This is a genomic window from Kitasatospora sp. NPDC005751 (genome assembly GCF_040630835.1).
In the GTDB taxonomy this organism is placed as follows: domain Bacteria; phylum Actinomycetota; class Actinomycetes; order Streptomycetales; family Streptomycetaceae; genus Kitasatospora.
On record NZ_JBEXYC010000025.1, the window covers coordinates 12,688 to 31,296 of the forward strand.

The 18,609-nt window shown below is 75.6% G+C and carries 18 protein-coding genes; 12 read left to right on the top strand and 6 right to left on the bottom strand.

Features of this window, described 5'->3' with window-relative positions; all coding sequences use genetic code 11:
- Nucleotides 1-325 precede the first annotated feature (325 nt).
- The gene (locus ABZ497_RS22065; protein WP_359807705.1) at nt 326-1,198 is read left to right on the top strand and encodes an SDR family NAD(P)-dependent oxidoreductase; all 873 of its coding nucleotides are present in this window, start codon (nt 326-328) and stop codon (nt 1,196-1,198) included.
- Nucleotides 1,199-1,226: 28 nt separating this feature from the next.
- Here the strand turns inward: ABZ497_RS22065 and ABZ497_RS22070 are convergent, their stop codons facing one another.
- Together ABZ497_RS22070 and ABZ497_RS22075 are read right to left on the bottom strand one after the other, a co-directional pair.
- Entirely contained in the window at nt 1,227-1,952 is a 726-nt protein-coding gene (locus ABZ497_RS22070; RefSeq protein ID WP_359807822.1) for an alpha/beta hydrolase, read from the bottom strand.
- A gap of 186 nt (nt 1,953-2,138) precedes the next feature.
- Nucleotides 2,139-2,492, bottom strand: a complete 354-nt coding sequence (locus ABZ497_RS22075) for a DUF6401 family natural product biosynthesis protein (protein ID WP_359807706.1) — start codon at nt 2,490-2,492, stop codon at nt 2,139-2,141.
- 162 nt (nt 2,493-2,654) lie between these two features.
- Between ABZ497_RS22075 and ABZ497_RS22080 the strand changes: the two genes are divergently transcribed.
- From ABZ497_RS22080 to ABZ497_RS22100, 5 genes are all read left to right on the top strand, one after another.
- Nucleotides 2,655-3,581 (top strand): LLM class F420-dependent oxidoreductase, encoded by a 927-nt coding sequence (locus ABZ497_RS22080; protein ID WP_329491098.1) that lies wholly within the window; start codon nt 2,655-2,657, stop codon nt 3,579-3,581.
- 353 nt (nt 3,582-3,934) lie between these two features.
- Nucleotides 3,935-4,639, top strand: a complete 705-nt coding sequence (locus tag ABZ497_RS22085; RefSeq protein WP_352293803.1) for an AAA family ATPase — start codon at nt 3,935-3,937, stop codon at nt 4,637-4,639.
- Between the two features lie 293 nt (nt 4,640-4,932).
- A complete protein-coding gene (locus ABZ497_RS22090) occupies nt 4,933-5,943 on the top strand; it encodes a zinc metalloprotease (RefSeq protein WP_359807709.1) in 1,011 nt (336 codons plus the stop codon).
- 261 nt (nt 5,944-6,204) lie between these two features.
- Nucleotides 6,205-6,648 (top strand): universal stress protein, encoded by a 444-nt coding sequence (locus ABZ497_RS22095; protein ID WP_359807711.1) that lies wholly within the window; start codon nt 6,205-6,207, stop codon nt 6,646-6,648.
- A 46-nt stretch (nt 6,649-6,694) separates the two neighbouring features.
- The gene (locus ABZ497_RS22100) at nt 6,695-7,546 is read left to right on the top strand and encodes a DNA-formamidopyrimidine glycosylase family protein (protein WP_359807714.1); all 852 of its coding nucleotides are present in this window, start codon (nt 6,695-6,697) and stop codon (nt 7,544-7,546) included.
- Here ABZ497_RS22100 and ABZ497_RS22105 read toward each other — a convergent pair.
- The 3 genes from ABZ497_RS22105 to ABZ497_RS22115 all read right to left on the bottom strand — a co-directional run bounded on the left by ABZ497_RS22105 (nt 7,500) and on the right by ABZ497_RS22115 (nt 9,979).
- Nucleotides 7,500-8,129 carry a uridine kinase gene (locus ABZ497_RS22105; RefSeq protein ID WP_359807716.1) on the bottom strand — a complete coding sequence of 210 codons (630 nt, stop codon included), beginning with the start codon at nt 8,127-8,129 and terminating at the stop codon, nt 7,500-7,502. The two genes, ABZ497_RS22100 and ABZ497_RS22105, sit on opposite strands and share 47 nt — an antisense overlap.
- A 64-nt stretch (nt 8,130-8,193) precedes the next feature.
- On the bottom strand, nt 8,194-9,510 hold the full coding sequence (locus ABZ497_RS22110) for a PQQ-binding-like beta-propeller repeat protein (RefSeq protein ID WP_359807719.1): 1,317 nt from the start codon (nt 9,508-9,510) through the stop codon (nt 8,194-8,196).
- A gap of 145 nt (nt 9,511-9,655) precedes the next feature.
- Nucleotides 9,656-9,979 carry a DUF4326 domain-containing protein gene (locus ABZ497_RS22115; RefSeq protein WP_359807722.1) on the bottom strand — a complete coding sequence of 108 codons (324 nt, stop codon included), beginning with the start codon at nt 9,977-9,979 and terminating at the stop codon, nt 9,656-9,658.
- Between the two features lie 182 nt (nt 9,980-10,161).
- Here ABZ497_RS22115 and ABZ497_RS22120 point away from each other — a divergent pair, with 182 nt between their 5' ends.
- The 3 genes from ABZ497_RS22120 to ABZ497_RS22130 all read left to right on the top strand — a co-directional run bounded on the left by ABZ497_RS22120 (nt 10,162) and on the right by ABZ497_RS22130 (nt 15,157).
- Nucleotides 10,162-12,588 carry a SpoIIE family protein phosphatase gene (locus tag ABZ497_RS22120; protein ID WP_359807724.1) on the top strand — a complete coding sequence of 809 codons (2,427 nt, stop codon included), beginning with the start codon at nt 10,162-10,164 and terminating at the stop codon, nt 12,586-12,588.
- 116 nt (nt 12,589-12,704) lie between these two features.
- Nucleotides 12,705-14,384, top strand: a complete 1,680-nt coding sequence (locus ABZ497_RS22125; protein WP_359807726.1) for a histidine kinase — start codon at nt 12,705-12,707, stop codon at nt 14,382-14,384.
- 104 nt (nt 14,385-14,488) lie between these two features.
- Nucleotides 14,489-15,157 (top strand): response regulator transcription factor, encoded by a 669-nt coding sequence (locus tag ABZ497_RS22130; RefSeq protein WP_359807728.1) that lies wholly within the window; start codon nt 14,489-14,491, stop codon nt 15,155-15,157.
- 31 nt (nt 15,158-15,188) lie between these two features.
- Here ABZ497_RS22130 and ABZ497_RS22135 read toward each other — a convergent pair whose 3' ends face one another.
- Nucleotides 15,189-15,620 carry an Lrp/AsnC family transcriptional regulator gene (locus ABZ497_RS22135; RefSeq protein WP_329491109.1) on the bottom strand — a complete coding sequence of 144 codons (432 nt, stop codon included), beginning with the start codon at nt 15,618-15,620 and terminating at the stop codon, nt 15,189-15,191.
- Between the two features lie 69 nt (nt 15,621-15,689).
- Here ABZ497_RS22135 and ABZ497_RS22140 point away from each other — a divergent pair, with 69 nt between their 5' ends.
- The 3 genes from ABZ497_RS22140 (at nt 15,690) to ABZ497_RS22150 (ending at nt 18,528) form a co-directional block, all read left to right on the top strand.
- Nucleotides 15,690-16,445, top strand: coding sequence for a LysE family transporter (locus tag ABZ497_RS22140; RefSeq protein WP_359807730.1), 756 nt, complete (start codon nt 15,690-15,692; stop codon nt 16,443-16,445).
- A 527-nt stretch (nt 16,446-16,972) separates the two neighbouring features.
- Nucleotides 16,973-17,758 (top strand): transglycosylase family protein, encoded by a 786-nt coding sequence (locus ABZ497_RS22145; protein WP_359807732.1) that lies wholly within the window; start codon nt 16,973-16,975, stop codon nt 17,756-17,758.
- Between the two features lie 77 nt (nt 17,759-17,835).
- Entirely contained in the window at nt 17,836-18,528 is a 693-nt protein-coding gene (locus tag ABZ497_RS22150; protein ID WP_359807734.1) for a class I SAM-dependent methyltransferase, read from the top strand.
- The last annotated feature ends 81 nt before the right edge of the window (nt 18,529-18,609 follow it).

Consider the following 18,609-nt stretch of genomic DNA (forward strand, 5'->3'; position numbering starts at 1 on the left):
CTCCTCGGGGTCCACACGAAGGCGCGCTCCCCGTAGCGCCGCCCTGACATGTCGCACCGGGCGGCACACGGTGCCCGTGCGGCAGCCGGTGCCGGTGGGCCTCGGACGACAGGAGTGACGCTACCGGCCGGGCGATCATCGCGGTCGAGAACCGTCAAAAAGGGTCGTGCGCGGTGCAGATGGACCGCCCGGCCCGGATCGCCGGGCGCACGCGAAGCCAATGAGACGATACGTCTCGTCTTGACGAGAAGCTGGAACGGGGCGATAGTGGGGCCATCAAACGAGACGAACCGTCTCGTCTCTCGTAAGTGGAGGAGTACCGGGTATGCGCACCTCAGCCGCAAGCACCGACCGGGTCTGGTTCATCACGGGCGCCAGCCGGGGCCTCGGCCGTGCCTTCGCGGACGCGGCACTCGCCGCGGGGGACCGGGTCGCGGTCGCCGCGCGCACCACCGGGCCGCTGGAGGAGCTGGCGGCCGCCCACCCCGGGCGGGTGCTGCCCCTCGGGCTGGACGTGACCGACCGCGGCGCCGTCTTCGCGGCGGTCGCCGAGGCCGTCGGCCACTTCGGCCGGCTCGACATCGTCGTCAACAACGCCGGGATGCTCTCGATGGGCATGGTCGAGGAGTTCGGCGAGGCCGAGGCCCGGGCCCACCTCGACGTCAACTTCTTCGGCGCGCTCTGGGTGAGCCAGGCGGTGCTGCCCGTGCTGCGCGGGCAGGGCTCCGGGCACCTGGTGCAGATCTCCAGTGTCGCCGCGCTGGGCGGATTCCCGAGCACCGGGCTCTACAGCGCCGGCAAGTTCGCGCTGGAGGGCCTGAGCGAGGCGATCGCGAGGGAGGTGGCGGGCTTCGGCGTGAAGGTGAGCATCGTGCAGCCCGGTGGCTACTGGACCGACCTCTACACGGCGATGCACCGCACCGACACCCTGGACGCCTACGACCCGCTCCGGGCCGAACTGGCGAAGCAGTTCGCCGAGGGCTCGGTCGACAGCGACCCGAAGCTCGCCGCCGAGGCGCTGCTCCGGCTCGTCGACAGCGACGAGCCTCCGCTGCGCCTGCTGCTGGGGAGCATGGTCTACGACCTGGCGTTCGACATCGCGCGGACCAGGATGGAGACCTGGGCCGGCTGGGAGGAGGTCAGCCGTGCGGCGGAGCGCGCGGTGCCCGCGCCCGGCCCGGCCGCCGGGGTGCGGTGACCGCCGGGGCGGCCGCCGGCGCGCGGCGTCAGGCGTCGGTCGGCAGGACCGGGGTGAGGCGGCGCGGTGGCGCCGTGCGCGGTTGGGCGGGGAGCGGGAGGGCGAGGGCGTCGCGGCTGCCGGCCGGCAGCGCCAGCGCGGCCCCGACCTCGGCGGGCAGGTCGCGCAGGCCGAGCAGTCCGGTGCAGAGCCGGGCGGTGGCACGGTGCCAGTCACCGGAGCGCCGGAGGAGGGCGTGACCGCTGCCGACCACGGTGTAGCCGCAGACCCCGGCCCCGGCCGAGCGGGCGCGGGCGGCGAGGGCGCGGGTGTCGGCCGGGCCGGTGACCTTGTCGCGGTCGCCGTGCAGCATCAGGACGCTCCGGCCGGCGAGCTGTTCGCACGGATCCTCCGCCGGGCACCAGGGCGCCAGCGCGACCACGCCGGTGACGTTCGGGTGGCCCGCCGCGCGCAGCGCCGCCCGGCCGCCCATCGAGTGGCCGACCAGCAGGGTCGGCACGTGCCCCAGCTCCTCGGCCAGGTCGCCGAGCGCGGCCCGGGTGTCCCGGGCGGCGTCGGCGCGCTCGCCGTTCCAGCCCTGGTGACGGTAGCGGACGGTGCCGATCGCGACCCCGGCCCCCGCCGTCTCCCGGCGCAGGGCCCGGACGAAGCCGGTCATCCGCAGACCGGGCAGGTTGACCGGGCCGGGCCGGCCGAGGCCGTGCTCCCGGCCGCCGTGCAGGACCAGCACCGCGGCCGCCGGGCGCTCGGGCAGCTCCCGCCAGACCAGCGCCCGGTGGCCGGTCGCACCGCTCTCGCGACCCGCCCGGACCGTGCTCCCCGTGTCGCCGCTCACCCTGTACCGTCCCGCCCCCGCCGTCCGTCCGTTGGACCGCCACTGTACGCGTCGACCCGCCGGCGCCGGGCCCGCCCGGGAGGATCGCCCCGGCCGCGCCCGTCCTCAGCGGGTGAGCAGGTCCTGCTCGCGCACCAGCCAGCAGATCGCGGTCAGCCGGTGCACCGCGAAGTCGTACCCCACCGGCTCCCGCCAGCCGATGTCGATCAGCGCGTCGACGAACTCCGCCGCGTACTGCGACAGCTCCGCGCGGTCCAGCGCCAGGGGCAGCAGCGCCGGGCCCTGCGCGTAGAGCAGCTCGCGCAACTGGGCGACGTGCTGGTCGACCGCGGCGACGAAGCCGGGCTCGAAGGCGAACTCGGCCAGCCGCGGCGTGAAGGCGGCGACGATCCCGGGCAGCGGGCAGCCGGCCGGCTGGTCGGGGGAGTCGCGGTGGGACTCGTCGGGCGTGGCGAACATCCGTCCAAGGTAGGCGAGCGGCGGCGGGGGAGCGGCCGCGCGGGCTGAGACCTTGGCCACCCCGCCGCCCGCGGCCCGGCCGGTCCCGCCGCCCGCCCCGCCGGGTGGCCGAAAGCGCGGATCGCCCGGAAGCACGGGGCGATCTGCCCCAGAATGGACCGCATGGATCTTCGAATCTTCACCGAGCCCCAGCAGGGCGCGAGCTACGACACGCTGCTCCGGGTGGCGCGGACCACCGAGGAGCTCGGCGCCTTCAGCGCCTTCTTCCGCTCCGACCACTACCTCAAGATGGGCGGGGTGAGCGGCCTGCCCGGCCCGACCGACGCCTGGATCACGCTGGCCGGCCTCGCCCGCGACACCAGCACCATCCGCCTGGGCACCCTGATGACCGCCGCCACCTTCCGGCTGCCCGGGGTGCTCGCCATCCAGGTCGCCCAGGTCGACGCGATGAGCGGCGGCCGGGTCGAGTTCGGCCTCGGCGCCGGCTGGTTCGAGGAGGAGCACACCGCCTACGGCATCCCGTTCCCCAAGGAGAAGTTCGGGCGGCTGGAGGAGCAGCTGGCGATCATCACCGGCCTCTGGAACACCAAGGTCGGCGACACCTTCGACTTCGCCGGCGAGTACTACCGGCTGACCGAGTCGCCGGCGCTGCCCAAGCCCGCCCAGGAGAAGATCCCGGTGCTGGTCGGCGGCACGGGCCCGACCCGGACGCCGGCGCTGGCCGCCCGCTTCGCCGACGAGTTCAACCTGCCCTTCGTCTCGGTCGAGCAGAGCGCCGCCCAGTTCGGCCGGGTCCGGGCCGCCGTCGAGCGGGCCGGGCGCCAGGCCGACGACCTGGTGTACTCCAACGCCCTGGTCGCCTGCGTGGGCCGGGACGACGCCGAGGTGGCCCGCCGGGCCGCCGCGATCGGCCGCGACGTGGACGAGCTGAAGGCCAACGGCCTGGCCGGCACCCCCGACGAGGTGGTGGCGACGATCGGCCGCTACGCCGCCGTCGGCTCCGAGCGCTTCTACCTCCAGATCCTCGACCTGGACGACCTCGACCACCTGGAGCTGATCGCCTCCCGGGTCGCTCCGCAGCTGGGCTGACCCGCCCCGCGACCGTCCGGCTCCCCTGCCCGCCCCTGCCCTCCCCTGCCCACCTCCGCCCGCCTCCGCCCGCCTGCGCCGCCGGGTGGGCGCGGGCGGGCGGGCGGAGGCGGGCGGGGGCGGCGCGCTCAGCCCCGCCCGCCGGGCCGAAACAGCCGGTACGAACGGCCGGGGCGAATGCGTCGGTTCCGAGGGCGTGGTGCGAGGGCGTTGTGCGGGAGGCGCCGCCGCGGCGCGGGAGGGCTCGGCCGTACCGGCGCTGACCACTAGTCTTTACTCTCTCTTGAAGGGGGAAGGTTTCTTCGGGAGGCGGAGGCCGGGGAGCCGGGGCCGCGGAGTCAGGGGGAGTGCCGGTGGTTGAGGTCGGGGTGTCCGGGGCCAAGGTGCCCGTACCGAGATCGGCGTGCGCCGCCGAGGTCCGCCCGGCCGCGGCGGTGCTGCGCCCGCGCGGCCTGCACGACCTGCGCCGGGGGCCCGGCGCGGCCGGGTGCCCCGAGGCGGGGGCCGCCGCGGTGCCCGCGCAGGCGCTGCACTACCGCGCCGACGACCTGCTGGTCGTGTCGGGCCTGCCGGGCAGCGGCAAGAGCACCCTGATGCGCCGCTGCGTCCGCGCCCCGCTGGTCGACTCCCAGCAGGTGCGGGAGGAGTACGCGGCCCGGGTCCCCGGCTGGCTGCCCTATGCCGCCTACCGCCCGCTGGTGCGGGCCGCGCACTACCGGCGGCTGCGCCGCGCCGTCCTGGCCGGCGGCCCGCTCGCGGTGCACGACTGCGGCACGCTGCCCTGGGTGCGGTACTGGCTGGGCCGCGCGGCCGCCCGGCAGGGGCGCCGGGTGCACCTGATCCTGCTGGACGCGAGCGCGGAGGAGGCCCGGGACGGCCAGCACGCCCGGGGCCAGCGCGTCTCCGCGTACGCCTTCGCCCGGCACCGCGAGTCCGCCCGGCGGCTGCGCGGACGGCTGGCCGGGACGGGCGAGCCGCCGGCGGGCTGTGCGTCGGCGGTGGTGCTCGACCGGGCCGGTGCGCGCGCCGTGCGGGAGATCGTCTTCGTGGCGTCGTAGTCTCGGCGAGGCGGTGTGGGGCCGCCGACCCGACCGGTCCGGTCGGCCTTCCGAGGCCTGTCCGGCGGACGGAGCGTCAACTTTCGGACAACCCGGGGGCGTTGCCCCGACCGTGCGGCACCGGAAATGCTCCACCTGTGACCGGGGTCACTCGATCGGGCTTCCGGGTTATGTCCGATATGTCGTCAGAACTTCGCGGCCGGAAGAAACCTGACGCGTACACGCGGCCCTGCGTAGCCTAGGCTCGGCGGCCCCCCTCCGCCACCCCCCACAACTCCCCCTCAGGAGCGCAGATGCGTCGTTCTGCCCGCGTACCCTCGCGTGTCCCCCGCAGATTCCTCAGCGCCGCAGCCCTCGTCACGGCCCTCGGGCTCACCCAGTTCGCCGCCCCCTCGGCGTTCTCCACCGCCGCCGCGCAGGCCCCCGGCGCGGTCGCCGCCCCGTGCGTCGGCGGGGAGAGCCAGGACGCCGGGGCCCGCAAGCCCGCCGGCAGCCCGGGCGGCCAGGAGCCCAACGCCGTCACCGAGGCCCAGGCCCACGCGATGGACGCGGACCTCAGCGCCCGGGTCGCCCAACTGGCCCACTCCTCCCAGGGCAGCGCGCTGCTCGCCCCGGGGACGCTCGCCGCCACCACGACCATCCCGGTGTACGTCCACGTGGTCCACGCCGGATCGACGGGAAAGCTGACCGCGACGGACATCAGCCGGCAGATCTCCGTCCTCAACGCCGCCTACGGCGGCCAGGGCGCGGGCAACACCGCCAGCCAGTTCCAGTTCCAGCTGACCGGCACCGACTACACCGACAACTCGTCCTGGTACAACGGCATCACCCCGGGCTCCTCGGCCGAACGGTCGATGAAGAGCTCGCTGCGCAAGGGGGGTGCCAACGCCCTCAACCTCTACACCGCCAAGCTCGGCCAGTCGCTGCTCGGCTGGGCGACCTTCCCCAGCTCCTACCGGTCGAACCCGAGCGACGACGGCGTGGTCATCCTCGACAGCTCGTTCCCCGGCGGCTCGGCCACCAACTACAACGAGGGCGACACCGTCACCCACGAGGTCGGCCACTGGCTCGGGCTGTACCACACCTTCCAGGGCGGTTGCGGCGGCCAGGGCGACTACGTCTCGGACACCCCGGCCGAGAAGACCGCCGCGTACCAGTGCCCGGCCGGCCGCGACACCTGCACGGCCACCGGCGTCGACCCGATCCACAACTTCATGGACTACACCTACGACTCCTGCATGACCCAGTTCACCCCCGGACAGGTCGCCAGGATGTCCAACGCCTGGGCCGCCTACCGGGCCTGACGGACCGTCCGTCCAGAGACCCTGGCGGGTGCGCGGGCAACGAGCCCGCGCACCCGCCAGTACCAGTCTCCGCCTCCGGGCCGCCCGTCCACCGGACCCGCGGGCACGTCACGCTTCTTCGGTCTCGGGAATGGGACCGCACAGGGTTCGAAAGTGTTCGACGTCTTCGGCGTGGCAATTAGCGGCCATATGCCCGTATTGATCTATGTTTGCCTGGTCAGCGGCAGGTGAAGCCGAGGTAGTCGAACAAGGAGCAGCGGCATGGCCGACAGCGCGGAACCCCTGATCGTCGTCGGCGTGGACGGCTCGCCCGCCTCGGAGCGGGCGCTGCGCTGGGCGATCGACTACGCCAGGCTGGCCGGCGGCGGCGTCCGGGCGATCGCCGCCTGGGAGTACCCGGCGTTCTACGGCTGGGCCGGGCTCGCGATGCCCCCGGCCGAGGGCTTCAACCCCGAGGAACTGGCCGGGCGGACGCTCTCCGAGACGGTCGCCAAGGTCGCCGGGGCCGAGGCCGGGGTCCGGATCGCCGAGACGGTGATGCCCGGCAACGCCGCGCAGGCCCTGCTGGAGGCGGCCCAGGGCGCCGCCCTGCTGGTGGTCGGCAGCCGGGGCCTCGGCGGATTCTCCGGCGCCCTGCTCGGATCCGTCAGCCGCCACCTCACCGAACACGCCCCCTGCCCGGTCGTCGTGGTGCGCGAGAAGTAGGCCCCGCCGACCGTGTCGGCGCCGGCCGGCGGGGGAGGATGGGGGCATGCCTGAAGGTGACTCCGTCTACCGTGTGGCGGCCCGGTTGCACGAGGAACTGGCCGGCCGGGTGCTGACCGCGGCCGATCTGCGGGTGCCCGCGCACGCCACCGCCGATCTGACCGGGCGGCGGGTGCTGGAGGTCGCCCCGCGCGGCAAGCACCTGCTGACCCGGCTCGACGGCGGCCTCACCCTCCACACCCATCTGCGGATGGACGGCCGCTGGGCGGTCTACCGCCCCGGCGAGCGATGGTCGGGCGGACCCGCCTGGCAGATCCGGGCCGTCCTCGGCACCGAGCACAGCACGGCGGTCGGCTACCGGCTGCCCGTCGTCGAGCTGCTGCGCACCGCCGAGGAGGAGCGGGTCGTCGGCCACCTCGGGCCCGACCTGCTCGGCCCCGACTGGGACGCGGGCGAGGCCGTCCGCCGGCTCCTGGCCCAGCCCGGTCGGCCGCTCGCCGAGGCGCTGCTCGACCAGCGCAACCTGGCCGGCATCGGCAACGTCTACGCCAATGAGCTCTGCTTCCTCGCCGGGGTCACCCCGTGGACGCCGGTCGGCGAACTCCCGCGCCCCGAAAGGCTGGTGGAGCGCTCCCAGCAGATCCTCGACGCCAACCGGCTGCGCCCCGGGCACGTCACCACCGGCGACACCCGGCCGGGCCGCCGGCACTGGGTGTACGGCCGGGCCGGGCGGCCGTGCGCGCGCTGCGGCACGGTCGTCCGGACGGCGACCCAGGGCACGCCGCCGCAGGAGCGGGTGGCGTTCTGGTGCCCGCACTGCCAGCGCGGGCCGGCCCCTGGGACGCGGACCGCTACTCGACCAGGGCCGGGTGGCGCGGGTCGTCGACCCGGACGGTGAGGTCGGCCGCCTCGGCGGGGACGGTCTCGGCCGCGTAGCGGGCGAACGCGGGCAGCGTCCACTGCTCCTGGGCCGGTGTGCGGCGGGCCAGCGCGGCCGGGGTGAGCGCCAGATGGACGGTCAGCTCCAGCGGCAGCCAGCGGCCGAGCAGCAGTGCGCCGTCCAGCAGCAGCACGCCGCCGGGCGGCAGCGGCGTGTACGGCGCGCGGGTCGCCCGGTCGGTGACCGGGTCGCGCAGCGACGGCAGGACGAGGCCGGTGCCGCCGGGCTCCAGCGGGTCCAGCACCTCGCGCAGCAGGGCGCCGTCGTCCAGCCAGAGGTCGTGGTAGGCGTCCGGGTCCTGCTTGCCGTACTCCAGCCGGACCGAGGCCGGGCGGAGGAAGGCGGCCGCCGACACCCGCAGGGTGGGGCGGCCGCGCTCCCGCAGCGGCTCCACCAGCGCGTCGGCGAGTGCGCCGGGCCGGGCGGCCGGGGCGCCGTCCACGGCGACCCGCAGCCACCGCTCACCGGCTCCGGGCAGGGCGGTGACGCGGTCGGCGAGGCGCTCGGCGAGCCGGTCGGGCGAGATCGGGTGTACCTGCACGCCGCCATCCTCCCCCGTCGCCGGGGCGGCGGCGGGACCGGGGCCGCGCAGCGGTGACCGCGGGTCAGGCGAGCGGGAGCGCGTGCAGGACGTCGTCGTGGCCGGCGTACAGGCGGGTCGCGTCGTGGGAGAGCGACCAGACGTCCACTCCAGGGCCGGAGTCGCGGAAGGTCCAGCGCTCCTCGCCGGTGGCGGCGTCCAGGGCGCGGACGCCCGCGGCGGCCGGACCGGGCACGTAGAGGACCGGCCCGGCGAGCAGCGGGCTGCTGCGGCGGTCCAGCCGGAACGGCAGGCGGTGCTCCCAGACCTGGGCCCCGGTGTCCGCGGCGTGGGCGGTGACCAGGCCGTTGTCGCGGAACAGGTGGACCAGGGCGCCACCGGCGACCGGCGGCAGCAGCCGCCACTCGTCGGCCGGCCCCGGGACGACCGACCAGTGCGGGCCGCCGTCCGCCACCCGCAGGGCCCGCAGCCCGGCCGGGCCCTGCGGGGCGTAGACGTGCTCCGGGTCGGTGACCGCCCAGCCCGTGCCCCTGTCGGTGGGCACCGTCCAGAGCCGCTTGCCGGTGGCGGCCTCCAGCAGGCGCAGGCCGCCGGCCGAGCCGTCGAAGGCCGGCACCCGGCCCCCGGCCGCGGTGAGCGGGGAGAGCGGCCGCTCCCCCTCGGACGGACGGGACCAGAGCACCCGGCGGTCCGTGACGTGCACCGCGAAGAGCCGGCCGTCCCCGGTGAACGGCCGGGGCTGGACTTCGCCGTACACGACGTCGCCCGCGCAGCCGAACAGCGTGACGGTGCCGTTGCCCAGCTCCTCCGGCAGCGGCAGGCTCCACTCGGCGGCCGGGTCGGTGAGGTGGTGGCTGTCGAGGTGGCCGTTGGAGGTGGTGAACACCCGGTCGGGGCCGACCACCACATGGGCGCCCGGCTGCTGCACGTCGTTCGGCCAGTCCGCCTTGGCCGCGGCGAACGACAGCAGCCGCAGCGGCCTGCCGTCGGCCGGGTCGAGCACCTGGAGCCCCTCGCGGGTGAGGAAGACGGGGACGGCCGGGCGGCCGGTCAGCCGCTCGGCCGCCATCGCCTCCCGGCCCCGGTACGTCCAGAGCGGCTGCGGTCCGGCGACGCGGGTCGGCAGCGGCCGGGGCGGAGCGGGCGCCGGTTCGTCCGCCGAGCGGGCGAACGCCCAGACCGCGGCGCCCGCCGCGAGCACCCCGGCGCCGGTCAGCAGCCGCCGCCGGGTCAGCCGCGGCCCGCCGCCCGACTCGGAGCCGCCGCTCAGCACGTCGGCCGGTTCGGCCGGCCGGTCGCCGCTCTCGCCGTCCCACTGCCAGGCGGCGCCGGCCTCCTCGGTCTGCGCCGTTCGGGCACGGTCGGACGGTGCCGGCTGCATGGACGTACTCGTTTCCCCGGGGCAGCCGCTGCGCTGCGCTGTCCGAGTGAGGATATCGAAGCGCGTCCGGACGGTTCGCGGGCGGCCGGCGTCGGGGGCGGTGCCCGGCCACCCGGACGAGCGTCGCCGGCCCCGGCGGCCCGCCTCAGCTGCCGTGGTCGGCCAGCTCGGCGAGCACCTGGGCGTGGCAGGCGAGCGGGACGCACCAGCAGCCGAGCCGGCGGCCGCGCAGCTCCGGCAGCAGGGCGAGCAGGTCCGGCCGGTCCAGCAGGTAGGCGCGGTACTCGGCGAGCATCCGCTCCCGGCTGAGGTCCGGTCCGGGCCGGTAGGGGCAGTGCAGCGGCGACTCGTCGAGGTGCCAGCCGCCGCGGTGCATCGCCCGCCCGACGTAGACGACGTCGGCGTAGTCGGGATCGTCGCGATGGCCCTTGAGGTTGACCACGGTGGTGCGGCCCGGATCGGTCGGCATGGTGACCATGCTGGCGCGGTCCGGCCCGGGCGGCACGCGGGGCTCGCCTTGACAGTCCCTTGACCCGGGCGTAGCAAGAGAAGATGCGCCAGGGTGTGCCGGCGGACCGGCCCGGTCCGCATGTGACCGGCGGGACTCGGGCGACGCGACCCGACGCGCGCCGCCCCCGGGAGCGCGATGCCGTGGCCGGGGCGACGCACGAGCGGGACGCGCTGCTCGCGACCGCCGTCCGCAGGGTGCTCGCCGAGACCGACGCGTACGGCGGGATGGTCTACCTGCGGGCCCGGGACCGGCGCTCACTGGTGCTCTGCACCATCGCGGGCGTGCCGCTGTCGATCATCGCCCAGTACCGGCGGATCGCCGCGGCCGGGCCGATGCCGGTGGCGGTCAGCTTCCGCACCGGCCGGGTGATCGCGCTGGCCGACACCGAGGACACCATGCGGCGCTTCCCGCAGATGGCCGTCGGCATGCCCTACGACTTCGCCTCCGCCTGCGTGCCCGTCAAGGCGGGCAAGGAGACGTACGGGGTGATCGGCGTGCTCTGGGCCGCCTCGGACGAAGGCGTGCCGGCGGGCGCGCAGCGGCACCTGCGGTCGGTGGCCGACGGGCTGGCCGCCGCGCTGGCGGCGCTGGACGGGAACGGGCGGCTGATCGAACCCAATGGCGAGACCGCCGTGGTCGAGCTGGCGCCACCGTCCCCGCCGACCACCAGGGTCGGCCTGTTCGACTGGAACCTGGCCACCGGGGCGCTCGCCGTCGACGAGCCGTTCTGCGAGATCTTCGGGATGTCGCCCGCCGAGTTCGACGGCCGGGCGGCCACCCTGACCACCCGGATCGCCCCCGGCGACCTGCCGGAGTTCCGGGCCGCCGCCCGGGCCGCGCTGGACGAGGGCCGGATGCTGGCCGCCCGGGTCCGGGCGCTCGACCACGGCGGCCACCCCTATCCGGTCGAGTTCTGGGGTCGGGTGCCCGAGACGGCCGGGCCGGACGGCCGCACCCACCTGGTCGGCGCCGTGCTGGACACCAGGACCGGCACCGCCGCGGCCGAAGCCGTCGAGCGGCTGCGCGACGGCGTCTTCTCGCTGGACCCGGACGGCCGGATCACCTACGCCAACCGCAGCGTCGAGCTGCTGCTGCACGCCCGCCGCGAGGACCTGGTCGGCCACCACCCGTGGGACGTGCTGCCCTGGCTCTCCGACCCGGTCTACGAGAACCGCTACCGCGCCGCGATGGTCTCCCAGCAGCCCACCGCCTTCCTCGCGGCCCGCCCGCCGGACGGCTGGCTGGCGTTCTCGCTCTACCCGGACACCCACGGCGTCACCGGTCGGGTGGTCGCCGCCGAGCCGCCCTCCGGCGCGCCGGAGCCGCCGGCCGAACCCCCGCCCGGCGCCCGGACCAGCGTCGGGGCCATGTACCACCTGCTCCAGCTGGCCAGCGCGCTGAGCGAGGCCGTCACCGTCCGGGAGGTCTGCCGGGCCGTCGCCGACCAGATCCTGCCGGCCTTCGGCGGCCAGGAGCTCGCCATCTACACCGTCCGCGACAAGCGCCTCCACCTGGTCTCCCAGAGCGGCTACCCGGACGGCTTCCTGGACCGCTTCGAGGGCACCCCGGTCGGCGCCCGGGTGCCCGGCGCCGAGGCGCTCAGCTCCGGCACACCGATCTTCTTCGAGTCCGTCCACGAACTCGCCGCCGCCTACCCCGGCATCGCCCTGGACGAGATGCGCGCCTGGGCGTTCCTCCCGCTGATCGCCTCCGGCCACCCGGTCGGCAGCTGCATCATCGGCTTCGACGAGTCCCGCGCCTTCACCCTGGAGGAACGCGGGCTGCTCACCGCCCTCGGCGGCTTCATCGCCCAGGCCCTGGAGCGGGCCCGGCTCTACGACGCCGAGTTCGCCCTCGCCCGCGGCCTCCAGCAGGCCCTGCTGCCGCACCGGCTGCCGCGCCTGGAGAACGTCCGGATCACCGCCCGCTACCTGCCCGGCACCCAGGGGATGGAGATCGGCGGCGACTGGTACGACGCCATCGTCACCGGCCACGACCTCAACCTGGTGATCGGCGACGTCGAGGGCCACAGCGTCGGCGCCGCCGCCACCATGGGCCAGCTGCGCAGCGCGGTCCGGGCCTTCGCCGCCAGCGGCCACCCGCCGGACCAGGTGCTCGCGCAGACCAACCGGCTGCTGCTCGACCTCGACCCCGGGCTGCTCGCCAGCTGCTGCCTGATCCGGCTCACCCCCGCCGACGGCACCGCCAGGATCGCCCGGGCCGGCCACCTCCCGCCGGTGCTGCGCCACCCGGACGGCAGCACCGAGGCGCTGTACGTGGCGGGCGGGCCGCTGCTCGGCGTCGACCACTGGGCCGAGTACCCGGTGAGCGAGTTCCGGATGGCGCCGGGCTCGCTGCTCGCGCTCTACACGGACGGGCTGGTCGAGGACCCCGCGGTGGAGATCGACCACGGCGTGGACCGGCTGCGCGACGCCCTCGCCGGACCGGCCGGTGCGGCCGGCGACGCGGAGGACGGGTTGGAACGGCTGGCGGAGCGGCTGCTGCAGGAGGTCGGCTCCACCGACCGGGTGGACGACGTGGCGCTGATGCTCACCGCCTACGGGTGAGCCGGCCGCAGCCGCCGACGGAGCCCGCGACTTCCGTCGGGCCCGCGACTTTCGTCGGGGCGGGCAACGACGAACGGTGGCGGTGCCCGGGCGGGCCGCTTCGCTAACCTCGCGGCGTGGACGCGATAGCGAAGGCCTGGTCGAGGGCGGTACGAGCGGCGCTGCCCGGGCCCTGGCGGCCCTGGACGGTGGCCCGGGAGGCCGTCGGCGCGCTGCTGGTGGGCGCGCTCGCGGCGCTGATCGAAGTGGTCTCCCACACCTGCCTCTGGCCGGTCGTCGGCCTCGGGGCGGCCGTGCTCTTCCTGCTCCGGCGCGCCCTGCCCTCGACCGTGCTGCTGCTCGCGGCCGGCGCCTGCGGCTGGTTCGGCGGGACACTGCCGCTGCTGGTCTTCGCCGGCTGGTCGGCCGGCGCCCGGGTGAGGCGGGTCGGCGTGCTGGCCGGCTCGTTCGCCGGTGCCTTCCTGCTGACGACGGCCGTCAGCGTAGTGAAGGAGGCCGGGTCGACGCCGATCAAGCTGACGATCGGGCTCTCGCTGGGCGGGTTCCTGCTGATCGCCGTGCTGCCCGCGCTCTGGGGCCGCTACCGGGCCCAGCGCCGGGCACTGCTGGACGCTCTGCGCGAGCGCAACGAGCAGCTGCTGCGCGAGCGTGCCATGGTGGCGCACCAGGCCAGGCTGCGCGAGCGGCACCGGATAGCCCAGGACATGCACGACAGCCTGGGCCACCAGCTCGCCCTGATCTCCGTCCACTCCGGCGCGCTGGAGGTCGACCGCACCCTGTCCGACCGGCAGCGGGAGGCGGTCGGGGTGCTGCGGCTGGCCGCCGTCACCGCGATGCGGGAGCTGCGCGAGGTGGTGGGCGTGCTGCACGACGAGTCGAGCGCCCGGGAGCCGGCCCCGGTCGGCGGGCCGGCCGGCGCCACCGTGCGCACCGGTGGCACGGAGGGCATCGAGAAGCTGGTCGAGTCCTCCCGGGCGGCCGGGACGACGGTCTCCTTCGGCGAGGACGGCGAGCGCCGACCCGCGGCCGCCAGCGTCGGCCAGGCCGCGTACCGGATCGTCCAGGAGGCGCTCACCAACGCGCACAAGCACGCCCCCGGCGCGCCCATCTCGGTGGCGCTGCGCTACGAGCCGGACGCCCTGGTGGTCGAGGTGGCCAACCCCCGCGCCCCGGAGCCGGCCGAAGTGCCGGCGGGTGGCCGGGTCGCGCCGGTCAGCGGCGGTCAGGGGCTGACCGGACTGCGTGAGCGGGCCCGGCTGGTCGGCGGGATGGTGCACGCCGGGCCGACCGCCGAGGCCGGGTTCCGGCTCGCCGCGGTGCTCCCCTACGAGGGGGCCGGCGGCGATCCGGCCGCTGCCCCGGGCGCGGAGGAGGAGGCCTGGGTGCGGGACGTGCTGCCGGAGGTCGGGAGCGGGTCCGGCGACCGGCGGCGGCGCAGCCCGGCGATCGGCTGCGCGGTCGGCGGGGTGGTGGTGCTGCTCACCGTGCTCGGCCTGCTGGTCTGGGGTGTGGTGGCCTTCATCGGCGCCGCGGGCGACGCGACCGTGCCGCGCGGGCTGTACGACTCGCTCCAGGAGGGCACTCCCGAGGCCGAGGTGGGGGGCCGCCTCCCGATCGGCAACAGCCTCTTCACCCAGGACTACGAGGGCAGCGGCCCGACCCCGCCGGCCGGTTCCTCCTGCCGCTACTTCGTCTACGGGACCACGGGCGGCCTGGGGAGCGAGGAGGAGGTGGCGCGGTTCTGCTTCAAGGACGGCGTGCTGCTGGAGAAGCAGCACTACCCGGCCCGGTCCTGAGGCCGCGCCACCGGGGCCGCCCGGGCCGGTGACCGGTCGGCCCGCGAGATGTGAGGATGGTGGCGAGCAGCGCCACCCGCACCACATCGAGGGGATGACCAGCAGTGATCCGAGTCCTCGTCGCCGACGACGAGCCGCTCATCCGGGCCGGGATCAGGATGATCCTGTCCTCCGCCGACGACATCGACGTGGTCGCCGAGGCCGCGGACGGCCGGCAGGCCCTCGACCTCGCGCTGGCCCACCGGGTCGACGTCGTCCTGCTGGACATCCAGATGCCGGTCATGGACGGGCTGACCGCCCTCGGCGAGCTGCGCCGGGTGGTGCCCGGCGCGCGGGCGCTGATCCTCACCACCTTCGGGGAGCGCGACAACGTCCTGCGCGCCGTCACGGAGGGCGGGGCCGGGTTCCTGCTCAAGGACACCGCGCCGGCCGAGCTGATCCAGGCCGTCCGCGCCGCCGCCACCGGGAACGCCTTCCTCTCTCCCGCCGCGACCCGGTACATCGTGGACTCGCTGGCCGGCGCCCGCAGCGGCCCGGCCGTGGCCCGGGGCGCGTCCGCCCGGCAGCGGCTGGAGGTGCTGACCGCGCGCGAGCTGGAGGTGCTGGCCCTGCTGGGCGAGGGGCTCTCCAACGCCGACGCCGGCGCCCGGATCCACATGAGCGAGGCGACGGTGAAGACGTACGTCAGCCGGATCCTGGCCAAGCTGGGCTGCGAGAACCGGGTGCAGGCGGCGCTGCTGGCGCGCGACGCGGGGCTGGGTGGCGGGATCTGACCCGGCCGGGTGCCCGGTGCCGGGTCCCCGGTCAGCGGGTGGCGATCCGCAGGGCGAGCCGGGTGTTGGAGTGGGCGACGCCCGCCTCGTGCTTCAGCCGGCGTAGCAGCTGGTCGAGTCCGGCGGCGTCGGCCACCCGGGCGCGCAGCAGGTAGTCGTACTCGCCGGTGACATGGGCGGCCTCGGTGACGCCGGGCAGTCGTAGCGCGGTGGTCTCGAAGGCGTCGCTGTCCGTCTCCGGCCGCAGCCGGACGTCGACGAAGACGGTCAGGCCCGGACGGGCGGTGTCGGCGGCCGGGTCGACCAGGGCGGTGAAGCCCCGGATCACACCGCTGCGGACCAGCCGGCGGACCCGGTCGGCCGTCGCGTTGGCACTCAGGCCCACCCGCGCGCCGAGGTCGCGGTAGGAGATCCGCGCGTCCGCGCGCAGTTCGCCGATGATTTCGCTGTCGAGGGCATCCATACCGCGATTGTCGCGGCCCTGGCCGGTTTCCGGCCGCCGTTGTCGCGGCGGGTGGGCCACGGTGGCGCCATGACTTTCGGGACGGCCCTCGGGGCCGGGGTGACGGCGACGGACCCGATCCAGGGCGTGGCGGCCGCGGCGGGGCCCGCGGCGGCGGCGCTGGCGGGCGTCGGGGCGGGGCTGGGCGTGGCGGTGCCGCTGGGGGCGGTCGGGGTGCTTCTGCTGGAGGAGGGGCGGCGCGGGCGCGCGGCCGCGGTGAGTGCGGCGTGCGCGGTGGCCTGCGTGGACGCGGCGTACGCGGCGCTCGCCACGGCGCTCGGCTCCCGATGGGCATCGACCTCCGCCGGCTGGGAGTCCTGGGCCCGGATCGGCTCGGCGGTGGTGCTGGTGGTGGTGGCGGTCCGGGGGCTGCTCGGGCTGCGGCTGGCACCGGGCGGGCCGGCGGGCCCGGGCAGGGCGAACCGGGGCGGCAGGGCGGGCCGGGGCGGCAGGGCCTTCGTGGGCGCGGCGGGCGGGGGTGGGGCGGGGCCGGCGGGCCCTCCGGTCCGGGCCTTCCTGCGGTTCACCGCCCTGACCGCGGTGAATCCGACCACCGCGCTCTACTTCGCCGCCCTGGTCACGGGCGGTAGCGGCCCGCGGGGCGGCCCGGGTGGCGTGGCCTTCGTCGCCGGGGTGCTGGTGGCCTCGCTGCTCTGGCAGCAGGGGCTGGCGGCGGTGGGCGTCTCGGTGGGCGCGCGACTCTCGCCGCGGGCCCGGGTGCTCAGCTACTGCGTCGGGTACGGACTGGTCGTGTGCTACGCGCTGCGCATGGCGTGGCCACGCTGAGTGACAGGTGTGGGCGATGCCACGGGGGCGGCCCGCGGAACCGGGAACTCCGGTGGCGGTGGTGACGGTCCGTCGGCCCGCCATCGCTCTGTGTCGACGGTGTGGGGGGCCTCACAGATGGACAGGTGTGAGCGATGGCACGGAAATTGATCATTCGATCTTGAAAATGCGGTCAAACACGTAAATTTCGGGCACAGTTTCATGATCGATACCGCCGGTAACAGTCAACTGACCTGCGGCGTCCAAGAATTGCTTGAAGCCGCCCCGGGTGGGGCCGTAGCTTCATTGGCGGTGCAACGAGCACCACCCGGGTTCACCCCCGACGCACAGCCCGCCGACTGACCCCCGGCGCGAGGGCCGTGCCCGTTGACGCGATCGGCTCGAACAGGCCGTCGGCGAGCGAGGGTGGCCGGGGCGGCGCGGCACGTCCGACACGTGCCCGGCCGCCCGTCGAGTGAGGTGAGCGCGAAGGCCCTGCCAAGGGTCTGGTTCCGCCTGCCCGCCCGGGGCTTGTCGAGAGGACTTTCATGACGATCCGTAACGAGACCGCCGCTGCCACCACCAACACCACCACCGCCGGGAAGCGCCGCAGCCGTGCCCGTCTGGTGCTGGTCGGCGGGGCCGTCGCGGCCCTGCCGGTGGCCGGCCTCGTCACGGCCACCTCGGCCTCCGCCGCGTCCACCTCGACCTGGGACGCCGTCGCCCAGTGCGAGAGCGGTGGCAACTGGAGCATCAGCACCGGCAACGGCTTCTCCGGCGGACTGCAGTTCACCCCGTCCACCTGGGCCGCGTACGGCGGTACCGCCTACGCCTCGCAGGCCAACCAGGCCACCAAGGCGCAGCAGATCTCGGTCGCCGAGAAGGTGCTCGCCTCGCAGGGGCCCGGCGCCTGGCCGGTCTGCTCGGCGAAGGCCGGTCTGGCCAAGGGCGGCGCCCCGGCGGCCGTCGACACCGCCGCCGAGGCCGCCCCCAAGGCGCAGCAGCCGGCCAAGCCCGCCAAGCCCGCCAAGCCCGCGCAGACCCCGCAGGCGAAGCAGGCCCCGGGCAAGGCCGCGCAGGGCGACCAGGCCCAGAAGTCGCAGAAGACCCAGTCCTGGAAGTCCCAGGACACCGCCAAGCCGGCCATGCCGGCCAAGCCGGCCGCCGCCGACCGGAACGGCTCCGGCGGCAGCTACACCGTCAAGAGCGGCGACACCCTGAGCGACATCGCGGCCAAGTTCAGCACCGACACCGCGAGCCTGCACGCCAAGAACGTCAAGGCGATCGGCGGCAACCCGGACCTCATCTTCCCGGGTCAGACCCTCAGCGTCTGACGCCCGCCCCGCACCTCGCACCGAGCGGCCGCCCCGTCCAGGGGCGGCCGCTCGGGCGCGTCGGTAGGGTCGACGCCATGCCCCGACTGATCGGTGACGGCGAGTTGACCAGCTCGGACGTGGTCGCCAACAACACCATGAACCGCGAGCGAGGGCTCAGCGGCGTCAACAGCTACACCCGGGAGCTGGGCTTCGACCCGGCCGGGTGGCTGGGCGGCCGCTGCGGCGCCCCCAGCTGGCTGGACCTGTGCAGCGGGGAAGGACGGGCGCTCGTCGAGGCCGCCCACCGGCTGCCGACCGCGAGCGTGCTGACCGGTGTCGACCTGGTGGGCCCGTCGGCCCCGCCGGCCGCCCTGCCGGCGGGTGCGGCGCGGCTGGAGCTGGTGACGGCGGCGGTGGCGGACTGGGTGCCGGAGCGCGCCTACGACCTGATCACCTGTGTGCACGGACTGCACTACCTCGGCGACCAGCTCGGTGCGATCGCCCGTGCGGCGGGCCGGCTGGTGCCGGACGGGCGGCTCGCCGCGCACTTCGACCCGGATTCGGTGCGCCGGGCGGACGGATCGAGCGCCGCGCGCGCCGTCCTGACGGCGTTGCGCGCGGCCGGGTTCGAGTACCGGGCCCGGCGGCACCTGCTGGTGCTGGACGGTGCGCGGACCGTGCGCCTGCCGTTCGGGTACCTGGGGGCGGACCCGGCGGCCGGTCCGAACTGGACCGGCCAGCCCGCGGTGGCCTCGTACTACCGGGAACAGCCGATTGTTGAAGATTGAACGCGACGTCCGAATACCGCCGGACTCGTGGGCGGCGCCGGTCGAGGATTGAGTCATGTCCGCGAACGAGTCAAGGAGTTC